This is a genomic window from Kiloniellales bacterium, assembly GCA_030066685.1.
Taxonomy (GTDB): Bacteria; Pseudomonadota; Alphaproteobacteria; order Kiloniellales; family JAKSBE01; genus JAKSBE01.
Genome location: JASJBF010000039.1, coordinates 24,356 through 45,902 on the forward strand (window position 1 = coordinate 24,356; position 21,547 = coordinate 45,902).

General features: G+C 70.6%; 22 protein-coding genes. 10 read left to right on the forward strand and 12 right to left on the reverse strand.

What is annotated here, in order from left to right:
• The first annotated feature begins 12 nt into the window (after positions 1–12).
• From QNJ30_21850 to QNJ30_21870, 5 genes are all read left to right on the forward strand, one after another.
• Complete coding sequence (locus tag QNJ30_21850; GenBank protein ID MDJ0946100.1) at positions 13–642, forward strand: YdcF family protein; 630 nt, start codon at positions 13–15, stop codon at positions 640–642.
• The gene (locus tag QNJ30_21855) at positions 639–1,397 is read left to right on the forward strand and encodes a lysophospholipid acyltransferase family protein (GenBank protein MDJ0946101.1); all 759 of its coding nucleotides are present in this window, start codon (positions 639–641) and stop codon (positions 1,395–1,397) included. The genes QNJ30_21850 and QNJ30_21855 overlap by 4 nt, the downstream gene beginning before the upstream one ends.
• 193 nt (positions 1,398–1,590) lie before the next feature.
• Positions 1,591–3,933, forward strand: coding sequence for an adenosylcobalamin-dependent ribonucleoside-diphosphate reductase (locus QNJ30_21860; protein MDJ0946102.1), 2,343 nt, complete (start codon positions 1,591–1,593; stop codon positions 3,931–3,933).
• Positions 3,934–3,950: 17 nt separating this feature from the next.
• On the forward strand, positions 3,951–4,169 hold the full coding sequence (locus QNJ30_21865; protein MDJ0946103.1) for a hypothetical protein: 219 nt from the start codon (positions 3,951–3,953) through the stop codon (positions 4,167–4,169).
• 189 nt (positions 4,170–4,358) lie between these two features.
• Positions 4,359–5,270, forward strand: a complete 912-nt coding sequence (locus QNJ30_21870) for an AEC family transporter (protein MDJ0946104.1) — start codon at positions 4,359–4,361, stop codon at positions 5,268–5,270.
• A gap of 7 nt (positions 5,271–5,277) precedes the next feature.
• Here QNJ30_21870 and QNJ30_21875 read toward each other — a convergent pair whose 3' ends face one another.
• Positions 5,278–5,889, reverse strand: coding sequence for a gamma-glutamylcyclotransferase (locus tag QNJ30_21875; protein ID MDJ0946105.1), 612 nt, complete (start codon positions 5,887–5,889; stop codon positions 5,278–5,280).
• A gap of 286 nt (positions 5,890–6,175) precedes the next feature.
• On the opposite strand from QNJ30_21875, the gene QNJ30_21880 reads away from it, so the two are divergent.
• Entirely contained in the window at positions 6,176–7,216 is a 1,041-nt protein-coding gene (locus QNJ30_21880; GenBank protein MDJ0946106.1) for a DUF2125 domain-containing protein, read from the forward strand.
• Here QNJ30_21880 and QNJ30_21885 read toward each other — a convergent pair.
• The 4 genes from QNJ30_21885 to QNJ30_21900 all read right to left on the reverse strand — a co-directional run bounded on the left by QNJ30_21885 (position 7,149) and on the right by QNJ30_21900 (position 11,044).
• A complete protein-coding gene (locus QNJ30_21885; GenBank protein ID MDJ0946107.1) occupies positions 7,149–8,111 on the reverse strand; it encodes a prephenate/arogenate dehydrogenase family protein in 963 nt (320 codons plus the stop codon). The genes QNJ30_21880 and QNJ30_21885 overlap by 68 nt on opposite strands.
• A complete protein-coding gene (hisC, locus tag QNJ30_21890; protein ID MDJ0946108.1) occupies positions 8,108–9,193 on the reverse strand; it encodes a histidinol-phosphate transaminase in 1,086 nt (361 codons plus the stop codon). The genes QNJ30_21885 and hisC overlap by 4 nt, the downstream gene beginning before the upstream one ends.
• On the reverse strand, positions 9,190–10,071 hold the full coding sequence (locus QNJ30_21895) for a chorismate mutase (protein MDJ0946109.1): 882 nt from the start codon (positions 10,069–10,071) through the stop codon (positions 9,190–9,192). The genes hisC and QNJ30_21895 overlap by 4 nt, the downstream gene beginning before the upstream one ends.
• Before the next feature lie 217 nt (positions 10,072–10,288).
• Positions 10,289–11,044: a methyltransferase domain-containing protein gene (locus tag QNJ30_21900; GenBank protein ID MDJ0946110.1), complete on the reverse strand. Its 756-nt coding sequence runs from the start codon at positions 11,042–11,044 to the stop codon at positions 10,289–10,291.
• A gap of 127 nt (positions 11,045–11,171) precedes the next feature.
• Between QNJ30_21900 and QNJ30_21905 the strand changes: the two genes are divergently transcribed.
• Together QNJ30_21905 and QNJ30_21910 are read left to right on the forward strand one after the other, a co-directional pair.
• On the forward strand, positions 11,172–11,780 hold the full coding sequence (locus QNJ30_21905) for a glutathione S-transferase N-terminal domain-containing protein (GenBank protein ID MDJ0946111.1): 609 nt from the start codon (positions 11,172–11,174) through the stop codon (positions 11,778–11,780).
• Between the two features lie 19 nt (positions 11,781–11,799).
• Positions 11,800–12,243 (forward strand): cupin domain-containing protein, encoded by a 444-nt coding sequence (locus tag QNJ30_21910; protein MDJ0946112.1) that lies wholly within the window; start codon positions 11,800–11,802, stop codon positions 12,241–12,243.
• A gap of 144 nt (positions 12,244–12,387) precedes the next feature.
• Here the strand turns inward: QNJ30_21910 and QNJ30_21915 are convergent, their stop codons facing one another.
• The 6 genes from QNJ30_21915 to QNJ30_21940 form a co-directional block, all read right to left on the reverse strand.
• Entirely contained in the window at positions 12,388–12,810 is a 423-nt protein-coding gene (locus QNJ30_21915; GenBank protein MDJ0946113.1) for an NUDIX hydrolase, read from the reverse strand.
• Positions 12,807–13,217, reverse strand: coding sequence for a carboxymuconolactone decarboxylase family protein (locus tag QNJ30_21920; protein ID MDJ0946114.1), 411 nt, complete (start codon positions 13,215–13,217; stop codon positions 12,807–12,809). Before QNJ30_21920 ends, QNJ30_21915 begins: the two co-directional genes overlap by 4 nt.
• 233 nt (positions 13,218–13,450) lie before the next feature.
• Positions 13,451–13,993 (reverse strand): DUF4166 domain-containing protein, encoded by a 543-nt coding sequence (locus QNJ30_21925; GenBank protein ID MDJ0946115.1) that lies wholly within the window; start codon positions 13,991–13,993, stop codon positions 13,451–13,453.
• Between the two features lie 194 nt (positions 13,994–14,187).
• The gene (locus QNJ30_21930; GenBank protein ID MDJ0946116.1) at positions 14,188–14,913 is read right to left on the reverse strand and encodes a beta-ketoacyl-ACP reductase; all 726 of its coding nucleotides are present in this window, start codon (positions 14,911–14,913) and stop codon (positions 14,188–14,190) included.
• A 231-nt stretch (positions 14,914–15,144) separates the two neighbouring features.
• A complete protein-coding gene (locus QNJ30_21935; protein MDJ0946117.1) occupies positions 15,145–16,317 on the reverse strand; it encodes an acetyl-CoA C-acetyltransferase in 1,173 nt (390 codons plus the stop codon).
• 183 nt (positions 16,318–16,500) lie between these two features.
• Positions 16,501–17,778 carry an alpha/beta fold hydrolase gene (locus QNJ30_21940; GenBank protein ID MDJ0946118.1) on the reverse strand — a complete coding sequence of 426 codons (1,278 nt, stop codon included), beginning with the start codon at positions 17,776–17,778 and terminating at the stop codon, positions 16,501–16,503.
• A 383-nt stretch (positions 17,779–18,161) separates the two neighbouring features.
• Between QNJ30_21940 and phaR the strand changes: the two genes are divergently transcribed.
• Complete coding sequence (gene phaR, locus QNJ30_21945) at positions 18,162–18,809, forward strand: polyhydroxyalkanoate synthesis repressor PhaR (GenBank protein MDJ0946119.1); 648 nt, start codon at positions 18,162–18,164, stop codon at positions 18,807–18,809.
• Positions 18,810–19,028: 219 nt separating this feature from the next.
• Here phaR and QNJ30_21950 read toward each other — a convergent pair whose 3' ends face one another.
• Entirely contained in the window at positions 19,029–20,747 is a 1,719-nt protein-coding gene (locus QNJ30_21950; GenBank protein ID MDJ0946120.1) for an EAL domain-containing protein, read from the reverse strand.
• Between the two features lie 313 nt (positions 20,748–21,060).
• Between QNJ30_21950 and QNJ30_21955 the strand changes: the two genes are divergently transcribed.
• Positions 21,061–21,495: a hypothetical protein gene (locus QNJ30_21955; GenBank protein ID MDJ0946121.1), complete on the forward strand. Its 435-nt coding sequence runs from the start codon at positions 21,061–21,063 to the stop codon at positions 21,493–21,495.
• The last annotated feature ends 52 nt before the right edge of the window (positions 21,496–21,547 follow it).

Genomic DNA, 21,547 nt, shown 5'->3' on the forward strand with positions numbered 1-21,547 from the left:
TGGCTCCCAGACATGGCCGGCGAACCCGACTCCCTCAAGACCTCGACCCCGCGGCAGCGGCTGCTCCGCATCCTGGCGCTGCTCGGCCTGCTCGCGGCGGTCTGGACCGCCGGCCTGTTCTGGTTCGCCGCGACCCTTGAGACCAAGCCGGAACTCAGCGACCGCCGCACCGACGCCATCGTCGTCCTGACCGGCGGCAGCCTCCGGGTCGAGCAGGGTATCGAGCTGCTGTCCCGCGGCCTGGCCGAGAAGCTCTTCGTCTCCGGCGTTGCCCAGGGCGTCGACGTCAAGCAGCTGCTCAAGGTCTCCCGGGAGGCTCCCGAGGATCTCTCCTGCTGCATCGCCCTGGGCTACGAAGCCGACGACACCGCCGGCAACGCACGCGAGACCGCCGACTGGATGCAGGCCCAGGGCTATGCGTCCCTGCGCCTGGTCACCGCCGCCTATCACATGCCGCGCAGCCTGCTGGAGTTCCGCCGGACCATGCCGGAGGTCGAGATCCTGCCGCATCCGGTCTTCCCGGCCCACGTCAAGCAGGAGGACTGGTGGCGCTGGCCGGGCAGCACCAACCTGCTGGTGTCCGAATACAGCAAGTACCTGATCGCCAGGATTCGCGCCGCCCTCGTGCCGGTCGCAAAATGACGCGGCTTCGCTCGCTGCTGTTCAACGCCGTGTTCCTGCTGTGGAGCGTCGTCATGCATCTGGCGACCCTGCCGCTGCTGTTCGGCCCTGGGCGCGCGATCTACCTGATGGGCTGGATCTGGGTTCGCGGCAGCCTGCTGCTGCTGGGCGCGATCTGCGGCCTCCGCTACCGGGTCGAGGGCTGGGAGAACTTGCCCGACCAGCCGGTGATCATCGCCGCCAAGCACCAGTCGATCTGGGAGACCATCGCCTTCTGCCACGTCTTCCGGCGCCCAGTCTTCGTGCTCAAGCAGGAGCTGCTTCGGATCCCCTTCTACGGCTGGTACCTGAATCGCACGGGCATGATCGCCATCGACCGCGACGGCGGCGCACGCGCCCTGCGCCGCATGATCGCCGAGGCGCGGGAACGGCTCGACGACGGCAAGCACATCGTCATTTTCCCCGAGGGGACCCGCACCGAGCCCGGGCAGCGGCGCCCCTACCACCCCGGGGTCGCGGCGCTCTACAAGCAGCTCGACGTGCCGGTGCTGCCGGTCGCGCTCAACTCCGGTCTCTACTGGCCGGCCCGAAGCTTCCGGCAGCGGCCCGGGGTGATCACGGTCAGGCTGCTGCCGCCGCTGCCGCCCGGTCTCGACCGCCGGGAGTTCATCGCCCGCCTTGAGCAGGCCATCGAAGACACCAGTCGGGCGCTGCTGCCGGGCCGCCCGCACAGGACTGCGGCGATGCCTGTGGATAACTCTGTGGGCAAATCCTAAGCCCCCGGGGCGCCTGCGCTTTCCGGCCGCACGCCGGAGAACAAGAGCCGAACCCTGCGTTGACCCGCCTCGCTGCCGGGCCTAACTTCGGGGCGCCGGAGTGGTCCGGGGAAGATCCGTGTAGTTCCCGGAATTCCTGACCTTCGTGCGGAGCGACCTGCTCCGACGACCGATATATCGGGGTGGAGCCGAGGTGACACCGGGAATCAGCGCCATTTCCCAGCGCATCTGGGACATGAAGTACCGCCTGAAGACCCCCGAGGGCCGCGCTGTGGATAAGACCCTCGAGGACAGCTGGCGGCGGGTGGCGGTCGCCCTGGCACAGCCCGAGGCCGAGCCCGAGGCCTGGGCCGAGCGCTTCTACGAAGCCCTGGTCGACTTCCAGTTCATCCCGGCCGGCCGGATTCTGGCCGGCGCCGGAACCCGGCGCGAGGTCACGCTTTTCAACTGCTTCGTGATGGGCCGCGTGCCCGACGACATGGGCGGGATCTTCGAACACTTGAAGGAGGCCGCCCTGACCATGCAGCAGGGCGGCGGCATCGGCTACGACTTCTCGACCCTGCGCCCCAAGGGCGCGCCGGTGCGCGGGGTCGGTGCCGACGCCTCGGGCCCGCTCAGCTTCATGGACGTCTGGGACGCGATGTGCCGGACGATCATGAGCGCCGGCTACCGGCGCGGCGCCATGATGGGCACCCTGCGCTGCGACCACCCCGACATCGAGGCCTTCATCGAGGCCAAGGCCGAGCCCGGCCGGCTGCGCATGTTCAACCTCTCGATCCTGGTCACCGACGCCTTTATGGAGGCGCTGCGCGAGGACGCGCCCTGGGAGCTGGCCTTCGGCGGCACGACCTACAAGGTCGTCCAGGCCCGCGACCTCTGGGACAAGGTCATGCGCGCCACCTACGCCTACGCCGAGCCGGGCGTGATCTTCATCGACCGCATCAACCGGCGCAACAACCTTTGGTATTGCGAAGAAATAGATGCAACTAATCCATGTGGCGAGCAACCGCTGCCGCCTTACGGGGCCTGCCTGCTGGGCTCGATCAACCTGGCGGCGCTGATCGAGGAGCCTTTCGGCCGGAAGGCCCGGATCAACCTCGAACGGCTCGAAGCCCTGGTGCCGCTCGCGGTCCGCATGCTGGACAACGCCATCGAGGTCTCGCGCTTCCCGCTCGAGGCGCAGCGTCAGGAAGCGCGAGCCAAGCGGCGCATCGGCTTGGGCATCACCGGCCTGGCCGACGCCCTGATCCTCTGCGGCCGGCGCTACGGCAGTGCCGAGGCGGTCGAGCTGACCCGGCGCTGGATGGCCGCCCTGCGGCGCAGCGCCTACCTGGCCTCGGCCGAGCTGGCGGCGGAGAAGGGCGCCTTCCCGCTTTTCGACGTGGAGCCCTTCCTGCAAGGCGAGACCGTCAAGGGCCTCGACAAGGACATCAAGGCGGCGATCGCCGAAAAGGGGCTGCGCAACGGCCTGATCACCTCGGTCGCGCCGACGGGGACGATCTCGCTGCTCGCCAACAACGTCTCCTCGGGCCTGGAGCCGGTCTACAGCTTCGACTACACCCGCAACGTCCTGATGCCCGACGGCAGCCGCCAGCGCGAGGAGGTCGTCGACTACGCCTACCGGCTCTACCGCCAGCAGCACGGCGAGGGCAGCGACCTGACCGAGGCTTTCGTCGATGCCCAGGGCCTCGAGGCGCCGGCCCACGTGGTCATGCAGGCTGCGGTCCAGGACTACGTCGACGCCTCGGTGTCCAAGACCATCAACGTGCCGGAGGACATGCCCTTCGAGGCTTTCAAGGACGTCTACGCCCAGGCCTACGACCTGGGCTGCAAGGGCTGCACCACCTACCGGCCCAACGTGGTCACCGGGGCCGTGCTGGAGACCAGGCCGGAGGCCGCCGAACGACCTGGCGAGCCGACGACCGAGCCGCCCGCCGAGCCCGTGGCGGCCCAACGCCAGACGCCGCCCGAGGCGGAGACCGGCGCCGGGGTGGTCTACATGACCCAGCCCCTCGACCGCCCAGAGGCCCTGCCCGGGCGGACCTACAAGCTGCGCTGGCCGGAGAGCGAGCACGCCATCTACGTGACCCTCAACGACGTGGTCCAGGAAGGCCGCCGCCGCCCCTTCGAAATCTTCATCAACTCTAAGAACATGGAGCACTACGCCTGGACCCTGGCGCTGACCCGGATGATCAGCGCGGTCTTCCGCCGCGGCGGCGACGTCTCCTTCGTGGTCGAGGAGCTCAAGGCGGTCTTTGACCCGCGCGGCGGCGCCTGGCTGGAAGGCCGCTACGTGCCCTCGCTGCTGGCCGCGATCGGCGCGGTGATCGAGCGGCACATGATCGACATCGGCTTCCTCAGCGAAGAGGAGGCGCCGCAGCTCGCCCGTCCGGCCGAGCCGGAGGTGATCAACCTCGGCCCCGCGGGCGAGAGCGCCCGGCCTTTCCGGCAGTGCCCGAAGTGCGGCGCGGCGGCGCTGGTCCACCAGGAGGGCTGCGACTTCTGCACCTCCTGCGGCTACTCTCGCTGCCTCTAGGCGGCGGGCGGGTCGCCGTGGCAGACCGCAAATGCCTGAGATGCGGCTCCGCCCTGGGCATCGACGACGATCTCTGCCAGGTCTGCGGCGAGCGCAACCCGGTCCGCCATCCCTGGTACATCTGGCCCCTGGCGGCCGTGATCTTCCTGCTCGCCTTCTACTTCCTGGTCGACGTCGAGGCGCTCCGCGACTACGTGACCCGGCCCCGCGTCACCCCGCCCGGCGGCGGCGAGTGACGCGCGGACGCGCCGCCGACGCAGCGACGGCGTGATCGCCCGCATCGAAAAAACAACTGCAAGTAATTTTACGGATAGTTATTTATGAAAACCATGTAAATTATATTTTTTATTTTCTGTTATTTACATCATCTTCACGAGGACCTGCGAACATGAGCCCATTCCAAGGTTCGGGGATGGGGAATCGCCATGGTCCAAGTCGGGCTCCTGCCGATCTGCATGTTGTTCGGGATCCTGCTGCGCCGCAGCGGCCGGATGAAGACCGACACGCCGTCGATCCTCAACGCCTTCATCATCCACGTCTCGCTGCCGGCGGTCACCCTGCTCCACGTCCATGACTTGGTGATGGACGCGAGCCTGGTCTACCCGGTTTCCATGGCTTGGATCCTGTTCACCGTCGGCTTGGTGTTCTTCGTCCTGCTCGGCCGCTGGGCGAAGTGGTCGCCGCAGACCATCGGGGCCCTGATCCTCACCGCGGCGCTGGCCAACACCTCCTTCCTCGGCCTGCCCATGATCGGCGCCTTCTACGGCAACAGCCAGGGCGAGCTTGGGCTCGGCATCCTGATCGACCAGCTCGGCACCTACATGGTTCTCTCGACCCTCGGCATCATGGTCGCCGCGGTCTGCTCCCAGGGCAGCTTCTCCCCGATCGGGATTGCGAAGAAGATCGTGACCTTCACGCCGCTGCACGCGCTCCTGCTGGCCTACCTGCTGCGGCCCTACGACTATCCGGCGGCGGTCGTCGTCCTGCTGGAGATCCTGGGCGCCACCCTGACGCCCTTGGCCCTGATCTCGATCGGCCTGCAGCTCCAATTCGCCGAGCTCAAGGGCAAGCTGGCGCCCCTGGCCACCGGCCTCGGCTTCAAGCTGCTGCTCGGCCCGGCCCTGATCCTGGTCCTGCTGACCGAGGTGCTAGGCGTCGGCGGGCGGGTCGCCCAGATCACCGTCTTCGAGGCGGCGATGGGCCCCCAGATCGGCGGCTCGATCGTCGCCCTCAAACACGGGCTCGACCGGCCCCTGGTGATCCTGATGGTCGGAATCGGGATTCCCCTGTCCTTCGCCACCCTGCCCCTCTGGTGGTTCCTGCTCCAGGGCGTCTGACCGGCGTTCAGTCGCAGCGTCCCCGCACCACGCGCAGCAGGCGCAGCAGCGAGCCCGGGTGGATGCCCAGGGCCTCCATGTGGCGGACCGTGTTCTCCAGGTACTCGCCGCAGGGGCCGCGTTCCCCGAAGCCCTGGACGATCAGGTCCGCGGTCTCCTCGACCCCGAGCCGCCCGGTGTACTGCGGATGCGCGGGGTCGACTACGAAGGTGGCGGCCTCGATCGTCCCCGCCTCGGTCTCGAGGTTGAGCCAGCGCGGGATGTAGACCCCGGTGATCATCTCGCGCTCATAGAGATAGTCCATCACCGCCTCGCCCTCCGCGGAAGGCACCCGGTAGGCCAGGCCGGTGCAGGACCCGCCGCGGTCGAGGCCGAGCACCAGGCCCGGCCGTTCCGGCGTGCCGCGGTAGCGCAGGGAATAGACGCAGAAGCGGCGGTGGAAGCCGTGCAGGCGGGCGCGGCGCACCTCGAGGTGCGGAAAGCCCGGATGCCACATCAGCGAGCCGTAGCCGAAGACCCAGAAATCGCCGGTCGCCGGCGGCGTCATCCGCGGCCGCTCGACCACGATCAGCTCGCGCGGCGCGAGATGTTCTTTCTGCCTGCCATCCGGCGCGGTCATCCGCCGCCTGCTCCCTGTTCAGGTTTCCAAGCCTCGTCCGTGCCTGGGGCTTCCCCTCACCCAGTTCCGGCTAAGGCTCGGCCTCAGGCCTCGCCAAGCCTTCACATCCCGCGCGAAGCGCCGCGCACACGCCCCCGGAGGAGAGGAAGGCGCCCGCCGCCGAAAGGCGGTGGGAGGGTGAGGGGCCCGACCGGCACGGCGTCGGACCCGGGCCCAAGGCGATCATATTGCCGCCCCGGCAAACGGCAAGCGGGACAAGCGGCGGCGAAGGCACTACATCTTCGTCATGCCGCGTTCCGCGAAGCTCGCCCTGCTGTTCCTCCTTCTGCTGCCGCTGCTCGGGGTGCCGGCGGCCTGGGTCCTGTCCGGTGCCGTGCTGCGGCACAGCTTCGAGGCCTGGGTCCAGGACCGGCGCGAGGACGGCTACGCCCTGCGCTACGCCGAGCCCGAGCTGGCCGGCTTTCCCTTCGGCCTCGACGTCCGGATCGACGATCCCAGCGTCGAGTCGCCTGAGGGCTGGCAATGGCGCGGCCCGGCCCTGACCGGCGGCGCCACGCTCTGGGACCCGCTCACCCTGGCCCTCCAGGCACCGGGGCGGCACCTTGTCGACTGGGGCCCGCGAGAGGGGCGCCTGTCGCTGCGGCTCGACGCCGCCAAGGCCTCTGGAACGGCGGCGCTGGCCCTCGACGGCCGCCTGCGGCGGGCCGATGCGGCCCTGCACGAGATCTTGGCGGAAGGCCCCCTGCCCGGTCCGGTGCAGATCGAACGCCTGGACCTGGTCTATCGGGACCGAGACGAGGAGGACCCGACCGGCGAAGTCCGGGAGGGCGGCCCCAGGCCGCCCGGCGACCTTCTGATGACCGTCCTCGGCGTCGATCTGCCGCCGGGGCTCGCGTTGCCGCTTGGCCCCAGGGTCGAGCTCTTCCTGGTCGAGGGCCGGCTCGAGGGACCGCTGCCGGCCGAGGCCAGCCGGCGGTCGCTGGCCCTCTGGCGCGATGCCGGCGGCCTGCTCGACATCCACCGCCTGGAGCTGCGCTGGGGCCCGCTGCAGCTCGAAGCCGAGGGCCAGCTCGCCCTGGACCGCGAGCTGCGGCCGACCGGTCAGCTGACCTCCAACCTGCGCGGCGGCGCCGACCTGGTCGACCACCTGGCCGAGCGCAAGATGATCGCCGAGCGCGCCGCCGGCGCCCTCAAGCTGGCCTTCTTCGCGCTCTCCCGCAGCGCCGAGGACGGCGGACCGCCGGTCGTCGAGCTGCCGGTCAATCTGAAGGACGGCCTGCTGTACCTGGGCCCGGTGGCGTTGTTCCGGCTGCGTCCGGTTCTCTAGGATCGAAGCTGCCGGCCTGGTGCGCCTCGACGACCTCGTCGCGGATCTTCCGGGTCCGGCGAAACAGGGTTTCGAGGGTCTCGCCCTCGCCCCAGCGAATTGCCCGCTGCAACGCGGTCAGGTCCTCCGAGAAGCGTTGCAGGGTCTCCAGCACCGCCTCGCGGTTGTTGAGGAAGATGTCGCGCCACATGATCGGATCGGAACCGGCGATCCGGGTGAAGTCGCGGAAGCCGCTGGCGGAGAACTTGACGACCTCGGCCTGGGTGCTGGTCTCCAGGTCGGTCGCCGTGCCGACGATGGTGTAAGCGATGATGTGCGGCAGGTGCGAAGTCATGGCCAGGACCTTGTCGTGGTGGCCGGCCTCCATGATCTCGACATCGCTGCCGCAGGCACGCCACAGGCCGGCGACCCGCTCGACCGCCTGCTCGTCGGTGCCGGGCGGCGGAGTCAGGATGCACCAGCGGCTTTCGAAGAGCTCTGCGAAGCCCGCTGCCGGCCCGGAGTGCTCCGTGCCGGCGATGGGATGGCCGGGCACGAAGTGCACGCCCTCGGGCAGCACCGGGCCCAGATCGCGGATCACCGCCTGCTTGACCGAGCCGACGTCGGTGACGATGGCACCCCGTTTCAGGCGCGGCGCAATGGCCTCGGCGATCGCGGCGTAGGTGCCGATCGGAGTGCAGACGACGACCAGGTCGGCGTCCTCGACCGCGTCGCCGGCCGCGGCGTGGACGCTGTCGGCCAGGCCCAGCGCCATGACCGTGTCGCGGCTGGCCTGGCTCTGAGCGCAGCCGGCGATCCGCTTCGCCAGCCCTTTACGGCGCAGGACGTGGGCCAGGGAGGAGCCGATCAGGCCGACGCCGATCAGGGCGACCTTTTCAAAGGGCCGGAAGGTCATGCCAGGAAGCGCCGCAGGGCCTCGACCGCGGCCCGGTTCTCGGCCTCGGTCCCGACCGACATGCGCAGGCAGTCGGGCAGGCCGTAGGCCGCCATACCGCGCAGCAGGACGCCCTCCTCCTTCAGCGCCGCTAGGGCGTCGGGCGCGCTCCGCCCTGGCACGTCGGAGAACTGGATCAGCAGGAAGTTGCCCAGGCTGGGCGTGATCTCCAGGCCCAGGCCGCGCAGGTTCTCCATCAGCCAGGCCCGCCAGGTCTCGTTGTGCGCGCGCGAGCGGGCCACGTGGTCCTGGTCCCCGACCGCGGCAAGGCCGGCGACCTGGGCGGTCCGGGTCACGTTGAAGGGCGCGCGCACCCGGTTGAGTACGTCGGCCACCGCCAGCGGGCAATAGGCCCAGCCCAGGCGCAGGGCCGCCAAGCCGTATATCTTGGAGAAGGTGCGGGTCATCACGACGTTGTCCTGCGCCGCGACCAGGGCCCGGCCGTCCTCGTAGTCCGGCGCGGTGACGTACTCGGCATAGGCCGCGTCGATGACCAGCAGCACCTCCGGCGGCAGCCCGGCGTGCAGGCGCCGCAGCGCCTCGGCAGGCAGGTAGGTGCCCGTCGGGTTGTTGGGGTTGGCCAGGAACAAGAGCCGCGTCCTTTCGGTCACCTTGGCCAGCAGGGCGTCGATGTCGGCGGTCAGGTTGGCCTCCCGCGCCGTGACCGGGGTCGCCCCCGCGCTCTTCGCCGCGATGCCGTACATCAGGAAGCCGTGGGCGCTGTAGAGCACCTCGTCGCCCGGACCGGCGTAGGCGCGGACCAGAAGGCCGATCAGTTCGTCGGAGCCGGCGCCGCAGACGATCTGCGCCGGGTCCAGGTCGTGGAGCGCGCCCAGCGCGGCGCGCAGCTCGGCCGAGGCGCCGTCCGGGTAGCGGTGCAGCTCCGGGCCCGCGGCCGCGTAGGCCGCGACGGCCTCTGGGCTGGGCCCCAGAGGATTCTCGTTGGAGGCCAGGCGCAAAGGCGGCTTGCCGCCGGGCGCCTTGGATTCGCCGCCGACGTAGGGCTGGACCTCGAGGATTCCCGGCCGCGGCCGCGGGCTCATTGCGCGGCCTCCTGCACCGGCGCCAGTTCGGCCAGGCTCAAGGGCGCGGCGTAGCCGCCGATCGGACAGATCTGCAGCAGCGCCTCCTCGCCGACCGCGCGCAGCCGTTCGATCTCGGTCCCGGAAGCGCCGAAGCAGCCCTCGACCTCGACCAGGTGCAGCCAGCGCGCGCCGCCTTCGGAGCGGCTCTGCAGGTCGAGCACGACCAGGCCGGCGCTGGCCAGCAGGTCGCGCAGGCGGCTGCGCGACAGCTCGGTCCCAGATTCCATCACGAAGAAGCTGCGGTCGCAGCCGCTGTCGGCGGGGTCGAGCAGCCCCAAAGCCAAAGCCCCCGCGACACCGAAACGGTCGACGGGGGCTTCCATGAAAGGCAGGCGGGCGATGATCCGCGGCACGCTGTCTCCCTGGCGGGCGAGGCTCGGCCACCAGGGCTGGGCCTCGTCGGCCTCGGGCAGGGGCAGGACCCCCAGGGTGCCGTCGTCCTGGGCCACCGCCTTGATCACCTGGGCGCTGCTGCCGACCGCCTGGATCGGCGTCTGAGAGCCGAAGTGCTCGGCCGCCAGGCGGCAGAGTCCGTCGTTGCCGCCCGCCGCCTGCACCACGACCTGGAGCGGCCCCTGGAGCCCGATCACCGCCGAGAAGAGCTCGCGCCAGAGGCGGACCAGCACCGCCTTGGGCAGCGGCCCGTGGTGCCGGCGCAGCAGGCGGCGCAGGACCTCGGCCTCGCGGCCCGGGCGGATCCGGGCGCGCCCGCCCTGCTTGGCAGCACCGGCCTGGCGCGCCACCTCGATCCGCTGAATCAGCAGGTCCTGCAGCGCCTCGTCGATCTCGTCGATGCGCCGCCGCAGGTCTTCCAGCGATGGCCGATCCCCCGCCATGAGCCGCCCCGTCAATCCTCCGCCACAAGGGCCCTAGAGCAGCCTGCGCTCACGCGAACGCCGACAAGCTGCTCTATCCCTGTGAAGTAGATCAAACCATCTGCGCTCGAACGAGCGCGGTTCGGTCTAGTGATAGTGAGAGGCCGGAGGAAAAGCAAAGAAAACCGCAGGGATCTGAGGGCGCCGCCGGGCCGGCTGCCGAGGCCTCGCGGGCGCCTCAGGAACGGCCGTCGTCGCTGCCCCGGCCGGCCACCTGGGGGAAGGGCACGACCACCGGCCGGCCCAGGCGCAGGCGGGCCGGCTCATGGCTGAGGGTGCCGGCATAGAGCTGCTTGCTGGCCTCGACCACGACCACCCCGGCGAAGGTCGGGAACCAGCGCATGCCCAGGCGCTCCCAGGCCGGGGCCGTGCGCAGCAGGGTGTTGGAGCGGGTCGGCGGGATGTAGAGCGCCCGGGCGCTGCGGGTTGGGGTGAACATGTTGTCGCGCAGGAAGCGCGACAACTGGCTGGGCGTGTAGGGCAGGCCGCGGCCGAAGGGCGTGCGCTCGAAGCGGGCCCAGACCCCGCGGCGGTTCGGCACCACCACCAGGAGCCGGCCGTTGCCGGCCAGGACCCGCCAGGTCTCGCGGAGCAGGTAGCGCAGGGCCTCGCTGTTCTCGATCGCGTGGACCAGCAGCACACGGTCGACCGAGTTGTCGGGCAGCGGCAGCTCGGTCTCGTCGACCAGGGCGACCGCGCCGGGGCCTTCCTCGGGCCAGTGCATCACGCCCTGCTGGGCCGGCATGAAGGCGAAGATCCGCTCTGCCTCCTCGCGGAATTGCAGCAGGTAGGGGGTCGCATAGCCCAGGCCCAGAAGCTGCTGCCCCCGGACGTCGGGCCAGAGGTTGCGCAGGGCCCGCCGGATCAGCAGCCGGGCGACGTGCCCGGTCCGGGTGTCATAGAACTCGCGGAGATCGACGACGTCGCTGCGCATGCCAGTGCGTAACATAAGCCCTGTGAAGGCCCCGTGAAAGGGCCGGCGTCGCGGGCCTTCTGGGCCGGGCTTCGGGGTGTTAACCTCAGTCGCCAAGCGCAGCCTCCGCCAGAGCGAGCAGGATCCCATGAAGCTGAACTACTCCCCGACCTCCCCCTATGTCCGCAAGGTCCTGGTCTCGGCCCTGGAGCTGGGCCTGGCCGACCGGATCGAGAGGGTCGACAGCAACCCCTGGGACGAGTCCGACGCCCTGCCCCGGACCAACCCCCTGGGTAAAGTCCCGGCGCTGACCACCGACGACGGCCAGGTGCTCTTCGATTCCCTGGTGATCTGCGACTACTTGGACGGCCTGCTCCCGGCGCCGCGCCTGATCCCCCGCGAGGCCGCGGCGCGGACCGCGGTGCTGCGCCTGCACGCCGCCGCCGACGGCGTCCTCGATGCCGCCGTGCTGCGCCTGATCGAGAACGCCCGCCGGCCCGAGGCCTATCGCTGGGCCGAGTGGGACGCCCGCCAGAAGGCCAAGATCGACCGTGCCCTCGACCTGCTGGAGTCCGAGGCCGAGGCCTTCGAAGGCCCCTTGACCCTGGCCCCGATCACCCTGGGCTGCGCGCTCGGCTACCTCGACTTCCGCTTCCCGGGGGAGGACTGGCGCGCCGGCCATCCGAAGCTGGCCGCCTGGTACGCCGCCTTCGGCGCCCGGCCCGCGATGCGCGACACCGCGCCGCCAAAGACTTGAGGGGACGCCTGAGCCGCACATGATCGACGCCGACACCCTGATCGCCACCCTGGAGCTGCAGCCGCACCCCGAAGGCGGCCACTACCGGGAGACCTTTCGGGACGCGCCGGCCGCGGGCGGCCGGGGCGCCATGACCGCGATCTACTACCTGCTCAAGGCCGGCGAGGTCAGTGCCTGGCACCGGGTCGACGCGACCGAGATCTGGCATTGGTACGCCGGCGCGCCCCTGGTCCTGACCCTCTCCGAGAACGGCCACGACGCCCGCGCCCTGCACCTGGGCCCCGACGTGGCCCAGCACCAACGCCCCCAGGCCATCGTTCCGGCCGGCGCCTGGCAGACCGCCGAATCCCTGGGCCACTGGACCCTGGTCGGCTGCACCGTCGGCCCCGCCTTCAGCTTCGAGGGCTTCGAGCTCGCCCCGCCCGACTGGCGCCCGACGCCCCGCCGGCCAGGGCAGTCGTAGCTCCAAAGATCCAGCGCCAGAGCGTGAACCCCTCACCCGCTCGCGGCTTCCGCCGCTCCCACCCTCTCCCCGCGGGAGAGGGTTGCGCAGGCTTGGCGAGGCCGAAGGCCGAGCCTTAGCCGGAGCTGGGTGAGGGGCCGCAGCTCACCGCGCCCGGCGCGCCAGGGCGATGATCCGCAGGGTCTCGTCCCAGAGCTCGTAGGGCGCCAGGTTCCCGGGATCGGCCCAGACGACCTCGGCGGCATCGCCGCCGGCCGCGGCCTCGCCGGCCCGCCATTCGGCCAGGAAGTCGATCAGGGTGTAGTGGTAAGCCAGGCCGCCGCCATCGTCGCGGGTCATGGAATCGACCACGTCGAGCAGGCCGGTGACCTCGACCGTCAGGCCCGCCTCCTCGGCGACCTCGCGCGCCGCCGTGGCGCGCACCGTTTCGCCCAGGCGCTGGCGCCCGCCGGGCAGGGACCACTGGCCGACGCGCGGCGGCTTGCCCCGGCGCACCAGCAGGACCCTGTCGCCCTTGAAGACGACCACGCCGACCCCGATCAGGGGGCGGTTGGGATAGTCGCTCATGCCTGGCGCGCCGCCTTGTGCAGCCTCTCGTCGAGCTCGACCTGGTAGGCGGTGGCCATGGCGTTGGTCTCGTTGGCCATTGCGACCACGGCCAGCAGCTCCTGCAGCATGGCGTCGCTCATGCCGGCCTTGCGCGCCGCCGCGGTGTGGGAGTTGATGCAGTAGTCGCAGCCGTTGGTCGCGCTGACCGCGACGAAGATCATCTCCTTGACCATGGGGTCCAGGGCGCCGGCCGCCATGACCTCCTTCAGGCTCTCCCAGGTCCGCTTCAGGGTCGGGGGATGCTGGGCGATGGCCTTCCAGAAGTTGTTGACCCAGTCGATCCCGCGGGTCGCCATGATGTCGTCGTAGACGGCGCGCACCTCGGGCGGCGCCTCCTCGTACTCCACGAAACGGCTGATCGGCATGGCCTCGACCTCCCCTGCTGCCCTTGTCCGGCGGGCCGCCGCATGTCGCATCGACGGCCGCCCTCGCCCTTCGACAAGCTCAGGGTGAGGGCGAGCAGTCCCAAGGGAATCGCCTCATGCTGAGCCGCGCGTATGCGCCGCGCTTCGCGCTGAAGCATGACCGCGGGCACGGCGACACGACATCTTCGGCAACCCGCTTTCCTTATACCCGAGGCGGCGCCAGGGTCAGCGCCTCAATCGGCGACGCCCTCGGGGCGGAGGTGGCCGTGGTAGTGGATCAGCAGGCCGGCGACCGGCAGCGCGATCTCGACGTCAAAGACGAAGCGTCCTTCCTCGACGCGCTCGCCGGCCCGGATCCGCGGCCAAAGCGGGCGCGGCAGGGGCAGCCCGAGCAGCCGCACCCCGCGCAGCGCCAGGGTCAGGCCCTCGCTGCCCGCGGCGAGCTCGATCAGGAAGCGGCCGGGGCCGAAGCTTTCGAACATCCAGCCCGGCCGGCCCGCCGGCACCTGGTGCGAGGCCAGGCGGTGGGTGCCGAAGCGGCGGTACCAGCGCTCGCCACCGCTTTGCGGCAGAAAGCGGACCTTGACCGGCAGGTTGTCGCCGGCCGGCGGCAGCCCGAAGAGCCTGCCGATCAGGCGCGACAGGGGGTGTGCGCCGCGCCGGATCCGGCAGCGGCCGCGGGCGACGGCCTCGTCGCTCACGTCGTGCAGCTGGCGGATCGGCTCCGGCAGGGATTCGAAGCCGCGCCCTAGGAGCAGGCGGTAGAAGGGCGCCACTTGGACGGTTTGTCCGCGCCCGGACGGCCACACGCGAAGGCTTCCCCCTTTGGCAGATCTCCCGGCGGCACGGGACGCCGGGCTCGGGCTCGAAATCTAGAGCAATCGGCGCCCGATTGGAATCGATTGAACGCGGGCGGCCCGGGCTCCGGCTGCGATCGGGCCCGAAACCGGGCCCCGAGGCCGGCCCCGGGTCAAGCCATGTATTGTCCGCCGTTGGCCGAAAGCGTCGAGCCGGTGATGAAGCCGGCCTCGTCGGCGGCCAGGAAGACCACGCAGCGGGCGATCTCCTCCGCCTCGCCCAGCCGGCCGACCGGGATCTGCGGAATGATCTTGCTGTCCAGGACCTCCTTGGGCACGGCCCGGACCATCTCGGTGGCGATGTAGCCCGGCGCGATGGCGTTGACGGTAATGCCCTTGAAGGCGTTCTCCTGGGCCAGCGCCTTGGTGAAGCCGATCAGGCCCGCCTTGGCCGCTGAGTAGTTGCTCTGGCCCATCTGGCCCTTCTGGCCGTTGACCGAGGAAATGTTGATGACCCGACCGAACTTGCGCTCGCGCATACCATCGATCACCGGACGGGTCATGTTGAAGAGCGAGTCCAGGTTGGTCCGGATCACCGCGTTCCAGTGCTCCGGCTCCATGCGATGGAACATGCCGTCGCGGGTGATCCCGGCGTTGTTGACCAAGACCTCGATCGGTCCAAGGTCGGCCTCGACCTGCTTGACCCCGGCCTGGCAGGCGTCGAAGTCGCCGACGTCCCACTTGTAGACCAGGATCCCGGTCTCGGCCTTGAAGGCGTTGGCCGCTTCGTCGTTGCCGGCATAGCTGGCCGCGACCTTGTAGCCCGCGTCCTTCAATCCGACCGAGATCGCGGCCCCGATGCCTCGGGTCCCACCGGTGACCAGCGCAACTCTTGCCATGGCTTTGCTCCCTGCCTCATTTCCCAAGCCGGCCCGTTGTTTTGCGTCCCCAACCCTTCAGAGCTGGCCCGCCTTCGGCCGGATGGTCTATGAAAACATGGAAGCAGGGGCTGGGCCAGGGATCATTGAGCTAGATCACCTGCCCGCCCGTAGCAAAAACAAGGCGGGCCGCCTCGACGAGACGGCCCGCCCCTTTTTCCTAGGACGTGAGGGTTAACGCCCGGCGCCGATTCAGCGCTCGACGCACATGGCGATGCCCATGCCGCCGCCGATGCACAGGGTCGCAAGGCCGCGCTTGGCGTCGCGCTTCTGCATCTCGTGCAGCAGGGTGACCAGGACCCGCGTCCCCGAGGCGCCGACCGGATGGCCGAGGGCGATGGCGCCGCCGTTGACGTTGACCTTGTCGGTGTCCCAGCCGAGGTCCTTGTTCACCGCCAGGGCCTGGGCCGCGAAGGCCTCGTTGGCCTCGATCAGGTCGAGGTCGTCGATCGACCAGCCGGCCTTCTCCAGGGCCGCGCGGCTGGCCGGGATCGGGCCGGTGCCCATGATTGCCGGGTCGACGCCGCAGGTCGCCCAGGAGACGATCCGGGCGAGCGGCGTCACGCCGCGGCTGGTCGCGGCGTCGGCGGACATCAGGACCACGGCGGCGGCGCCGTCGTTGATCCCGCTGGCGTTGCCGGCGGTCACCGTGCCTTCCTTGTCGAAGGCCGGGCGCAGCTTGGCCAGGCTCTCGGCCGTGGTGCCGTGCTTGGGATACTCGTCGCTGTCGACGACGATGTCGCCCTTGCGGGTCTTGATCGTGACCGCGGTGATCTCGTCGGCGAAGCGCCCGGAGGTCTGGGCGGCCTCGGCCTTCTGCTGCGAGGCGGCGGCAAAGGCGTCCTGCTCGTCGCGGGTCAGCTGCCACTTGCGCGCCACGTTCTCGGCCGTGTTGCCCATGTGGTAGCCGTTGATGGCGCACCACAGGCCGTCCTTGAGCATGGAGTCGAGGAACTTGACGTCGCCCATCTTGGCGCCGTTGCGCAGGTGCGCGACGTGGGGCGCCTGGCTCATGCTCTCCTGGCCGCCGGCGACCACGACGTTGGAATCACCGAGCTGGATGGCCTGGTAGCCCAGGGCGACACTGCGCAGGCCGGACCCGCAGAGCTGATTGATCTGATAGGCCGTGCGCTCGACCGGGATGCCCGCCTCGACCGCCGCCTGGCGGGCCGGGTTCTGGCCGGCGCCGGCGGTCAGGATCTGTCCGAGGATCGCCTCGTCGACCTCCTGGGCGTCGACCTTGGCCCGCTGCATCGCTTCCTTGATCGCGACGGTGCCCAGATAGGACGCGGGGACGCTCGAAAGGCTCCCGTTGAACGAGCCGACCGGCGTACGCGCCGCCCCGGCGATGACGACTTCTGTCATGGCTGCCACTCCTTTTCCAATATCCCTGTCCGGGGTCGGGGCCTGCCCCGCCGCCGGAACCGCGCCCGATCGAGTTCCCGGCTCGTCGAGGTCCGTCACCGCGTTTTTCGCAGTGCAATAAATTAACGGAACATATAAGAGCAGCCGGGCCGCGGCTGCAAGCCGTGACTGGCCCGTCCGGCCCTATCCGGCGCTTTCGGCGGTCATCCGGCACCAGTCGGCCAGGGGATCCCAGACTGCCTTGCGCGCCTTGAAGCTGACCACCATGCCGATGTGGCCCAGGGTCGGCGCCAGCACCTCGCCCCGGGGCAAGCGGTCAGCCAGGGCTTGCGCCGAGCCGGGCGGCACGATGCGGTCGTTGGCCGGGATCAGCGACAGGGCCGGGAGGTCCAGCTTGGCCGGGTCCACGGCCCGGCCGGCAACCTGCCAGCGGCCCTCGCCCGGGGTGTTCTCGCCGTACCAGCCCTGCAGGCATTCCCGGGCCACCGGTGCGGCGAGCGGCACGCCGTCGTTCAGCCAGTCCTCCAGGGCGACGAAGGCCGCCGCCTTGGGGTTGTCCGGGTCGAGGCGTCCGAAGGAGAGGAACTTGCGGACCACCAGCTGGGGATCGAGCACCGCGAAAAGCGCCTGGATGGCATCCACCGGCAGCTCGCCCAGCAGGTCCAGGGTCGGGCCGAGGCTCAGGGTCGCCCGGCTCAGGGCCCGGGCCTGCGCCGCGCCGCCGGCGTGGAAGTCGTAGGGCGTCGCCATCAGGACCAGCCCCGCCAGATCGTGTTGCCGGCGCAGGGCCAAGGCGAGGGCCAGTAGGCCGCCCATGCAGTAGCCGACCGCGACGACCGGGCCGTCGTCCAGGGCGAGGGCCGCGTCCAGCGCGCCCTCCAGCCGGCCGGCGATGTAGTCGGTCAGGGTGAAGCGGCGCTCCTCCGCGCCGGGACGGTCCCAGTCGACCAGCAGGGCGCGGAAACCGCGCGCCGCGAAGTCGCGGACCAGGCTGCAGTCGGCCGCGAGATCGAGAATGTAGCCCCGGTTGATCAGCGAGGGCACGAAGAGCAGAACCGGGCCCGTGCCTCGACCCTTGACCGCCTTGCGCCCGTAGTCCAGCAGCCGGGTCGTGCCCTCCTGCCAGATCGTCGACGGGTCGCTCAGGTCGCGCCGGTAGGGATGGCGCTGATAGGCCTGGATGCCGCGCAGCAGCTGCAGGCTGCGCGCCCGCACCGCGCCGTCGAGGGCCTCGGCGAAATCGTCAGGATCGACGCTTTGCAGCGCCTTTCTGAGCCCGGCCGCTGCCTTTTCGTCCTTCCAGGGCAGCGACCCGCTGTTCCAGATCGGCCAGGCGCTGCGCGAGCTCTGCCAGGTCAGGGCCGCCACCGCCAGGTGCAGCGCCAGCGGCCGCGGTCCGAGCCGCCGGATCTCCGGCTTGCTCATCGCCTCCTGTCGCACCTCGGTCTCCGCTCGGGGCACCGGCCTCGCTCCTCGTGGCTGCCTCGGCCGCGCCGCCCGCCGCGGGCCAGAACGGCCAAGCCATCGCCGCCCCCGGCATCGCCGCCCCCGCCATGGCCGCCCCGGGACCCAAGGCCTGGATCATCCGGTTCAGGCTCTCGGCGAAGGCCGGGTCGTCGGCCATGGCGGAGACCTGGTCCTGCCAGAGGTCCAGGTAGCGCCGGGCCAGTTCCTCGAGCTCCTCGCGTTCGGCCATGGCGGCCGAGTATAGACAGCCTCTCGGCGCCTTGGCCAGCGGCGGCCCGGCGGCGCAGCACCCTGACAAGGCGTTGACAGGTCTTGGTGCGGCGCAGCACTATGCCGGACTGCACCGTGCAGGACGGCACCCGAACCTGGAACAAGGTATGGCGGGCAAAGCAAAGCAGGGGGCACAGGCCCGTAACGGCTCTGCGCCTCTGGGAAGCGACGACAACCCGATCACGATCAAGAAGTATGCCAATCGCCGGCTCTACAACACGGCGACCAGCAGCTACGTGACCCTCGACCATCTCTGCCAGATGGTGAAGGACAACGTCGCCTTCGCGGTCTACGACGCCAAGACCGGCGAGGACATCACCCGCCCGGTCCTGACCCAGATCATCGTCGAGGAGGAGGCCAAGGGCGCCAATCTGCTGCCGATCAACTTCCTGCGCCAGCTGATCTCGCTCTACGGCGATTCCATGCAATGGGTCGTGCCGCGCTACCTGGAGCACATGATGGAGGTCTTCTCCGCCAACCAGGAGCGCATGCGCAAGTCGATGCAGGACACCTTCGGCGGCATGTTTCCCTTCCCCGACGTCGAGGCCATGAACAAGCAGAACATGGCGCTCTTCGAGCAGACCCTGAAGATGTTCTCGCCCTTCGGCGGCGCCGAGCAGGGCGGCGAGGGAAGCGGCGAAGGGGCGTCCGACAACGGCGAGGCCGACCCAGAGCAGCTCGCCGCGCTCAAGCGCCAGCTCGACCTCCTGCAGCGCCAGCTCGACACCCTGACCTCCGACAAGACCAAGGACTGACGTCCGCAGGACGCTGCGGAGGTCGACCCCTCACCCAGCTCCGGCTAGGGCTCGGCTTTCGCCTCGCCAAGCCTCCTCAACCCGCGCGAAGCGCCGCGCGTACGCGCGCCCGTGGGAGAGGGTGGGAGCGGCGCAAGCCGCGAGCGGGTGAGGGCTTTCTCGCGGATGCTGCAGCGCCGGGATCTGCCTTGGGAAACCAATCCAACGGCCCAGGCTGGATCACTCCGCCCCGGCCTGCGCCCACGGCGGGGTCAGGGTCGGCATACCGAAGTGGCGGCCCTGCAGCAGGTCGACGCCCAGGGCGCCGAGGAAGGCCGCGTCGGCGGCGTTCTCGATGCCCTCGGCGACGGTGGTCAGGCCGAGGTCGCCGGCCAGCTCTAGCAGGCGCTGCAGGAAGACCTGCTTCTGCGGATGGCTGCGGATCCCGGTCGAGAAGGCGGCGTCGATCTTGACTAGGTCGGCGTCCAGGGCGACCAGCTGGGCGGCCGAGGTGCAGCCGGCGCCGAAGTCGTCGATTGCGACCCGGACCCCCAGGTCGTGGAGCCGGCGCACGAAGCCGGCCGCCTCCTCGAGGTCGTGCAGCGAGGCGGTCTCGGTGATCTCGACGATCAGGCGTGGGCCCAGCTCGGGGCGGCCCTCGAGGGCACGCGACAGGGCGGCGGACCACCCGGGGTCGGCGGCGGTCAGTCCGGAGATGTTGAAGGCCAGAGTGATCGCGGGATCGCGCTCCAGCTCGGCCAGGCTCAGCTCCAGCACCCGGCGGTCGATGCCGCCCATCAGGCCGAGCGGCTCGATCTGGGCGATGAAGGCGCCGGCCGCGGTGACCCGGCCGTCGGGCTCGCAGCGGCGCAGCAGGCCCTCGTGGAAGCGGACGGCGCCGGAGCGCGGATCGACCACCGGCTGGAAGGCCAGGCGCAGGCGCTCTTCCTCCAGGGCCTCGCGCACCTCGCGCGCCGCCCGCAGCGCCCGGGCGTGGTTCTGGCGCTGCGCCGCCGCCGGGCGGTAGAGCGCCACGGCCGCGCCGCCCGGCGCGCGCGCCCGCGCCAGGGCCTGCTCGGCCCGGTTCAGGGCGTCGCGGCCGCTGCGCGCCTGGGCGGGGACCAGGACTACGCCGGCCGAGAGCCGGGCGCTGACCGAGCCGTCGGCCAGGCGCACCGGATCGCGCTGCAGGACCGCGACGATCCGCTCCAGGGTCAGGCGCGCCGCCTCGGCGTCGCAGCGCCCGAGCAGCAGCCCGAAGCGGTCGCCGGCCAGGCGCCCGATCACGTCGCCGCCGCGCAGGTGGCGGTCCAGGCGGCGGCCCATCTCCAGAAGGACGGCGTCGCCGACCTGCGGCGCCGCCGCGCCGGCCGACCAGTCGATCCCCAGGACCGCCACGGCGCTGCACCAGCCGGCCCGCTCGCCGGCGGCGAAGACCCGGTCGAGGGCCTGGTGCAGCGGCTGGCGCCGGAGGTCGCCGGTGGCCGGGTCGTAGAGCCCCTGCTGGGCCAGTTCGGTCGCCCGAGCCGCGCCCTCGGAGACCAGGCGCAGGGAGCCGGCCAGGCGGACCGCCCGGCCGCGCGGGTCGGCGAAGGCGGCGCCGCAGTCGTGGACCCAGCGCAGGCCGCCGTCGGCGCCGCAGAGGCGGTACTGGCAGTCGTAGGTCCGGCCGCCGTCCAAGTGCTGCGCAAGAGCGGCCAGGCGGCGCGGCAGGTCCTCGGGATGGATCCAGGCGTTGAGCTCGGCGCCCCTGACCGGCAGGGCCGGCGGGTCGGCGGGAAAGAGCCTGGCAGCGCGCCCGGCCAGGGTCAGGCGGTCGCTGGCAAGGTCCCATTCGTAGAAGACGTCCCCCGAGGCCTCCAGGGCGGCCTCCAGGGCGGCCCGGCGGCGGCTCAGGTCGTCGGCGGCCTCGCCGGAGGCCGGCTGCCGGACGTCCGTCTCTGCTCCTGCCTGAAGCATCGTCGTTCTACCTGATGCGATCCGGCACGCCTTCTGGTGCCGCAGGTCAAGATACGCCGCCACCTTTAATAAAGTTTGAATTAAATACCCAAATAGAAACAGTCATGGTTAATACAAACCTATACTTCGCGTATAATTCTCGTCGATTTGAGTGGATCGACGAGGCGACAATTGCTATACATCAGGGATCGGCGCGCGAATTCTTAACAGAGGCGACCGAGAGCCCGAAATTATCTACAATTTTAAGAAAATCGGGCGTAGAATGGGAGGATAGAGAGATCCCGCGAATTCCCGCAAGGGACCTGCGAGGCCTATGAACCAGCTTCCCGCCATCGTCCACGGCCCGGGGCCGAAGCCGCCGCTGCGGTCCGGCGCGACCGCGCTGGTGCCGCTGGAGCCGGCGCGCGGCCCGGCGCTGCCGCAGGGACCCCTGGCCGAGCGCTTCGAGGTGCAGCGCGCGGGCGCCGAGGCCCGGCGCGGCTTCGGCCGGGACACCGGGCCCCTGCTCGAGGAGCGCCCGGGCGAGACCGGCTTCGTGCTGGCGCCGCGCGGCGAGGTCCTCGGCGGCGCGCCGGCGCAGCGCGGCAGCAGCCGCCTGGCCGCGCAGGTCTACGCCCAGAGCCGCCCCGACGCCGGCCCGGAGGCCCATGGCCGGGCCCTGGCCCAGGGCAGCGAGGCCTACCGCAAGGCGGGCGCCGAGCCCTCCCTGCAGGCCGAGCCGGCCCGGCTCTTCGATCTTTCCATCTGACCCCGCGACCCTGGTCGCAATTCGGCAGCCGCGTTGCTAACCTCCCCCGCCG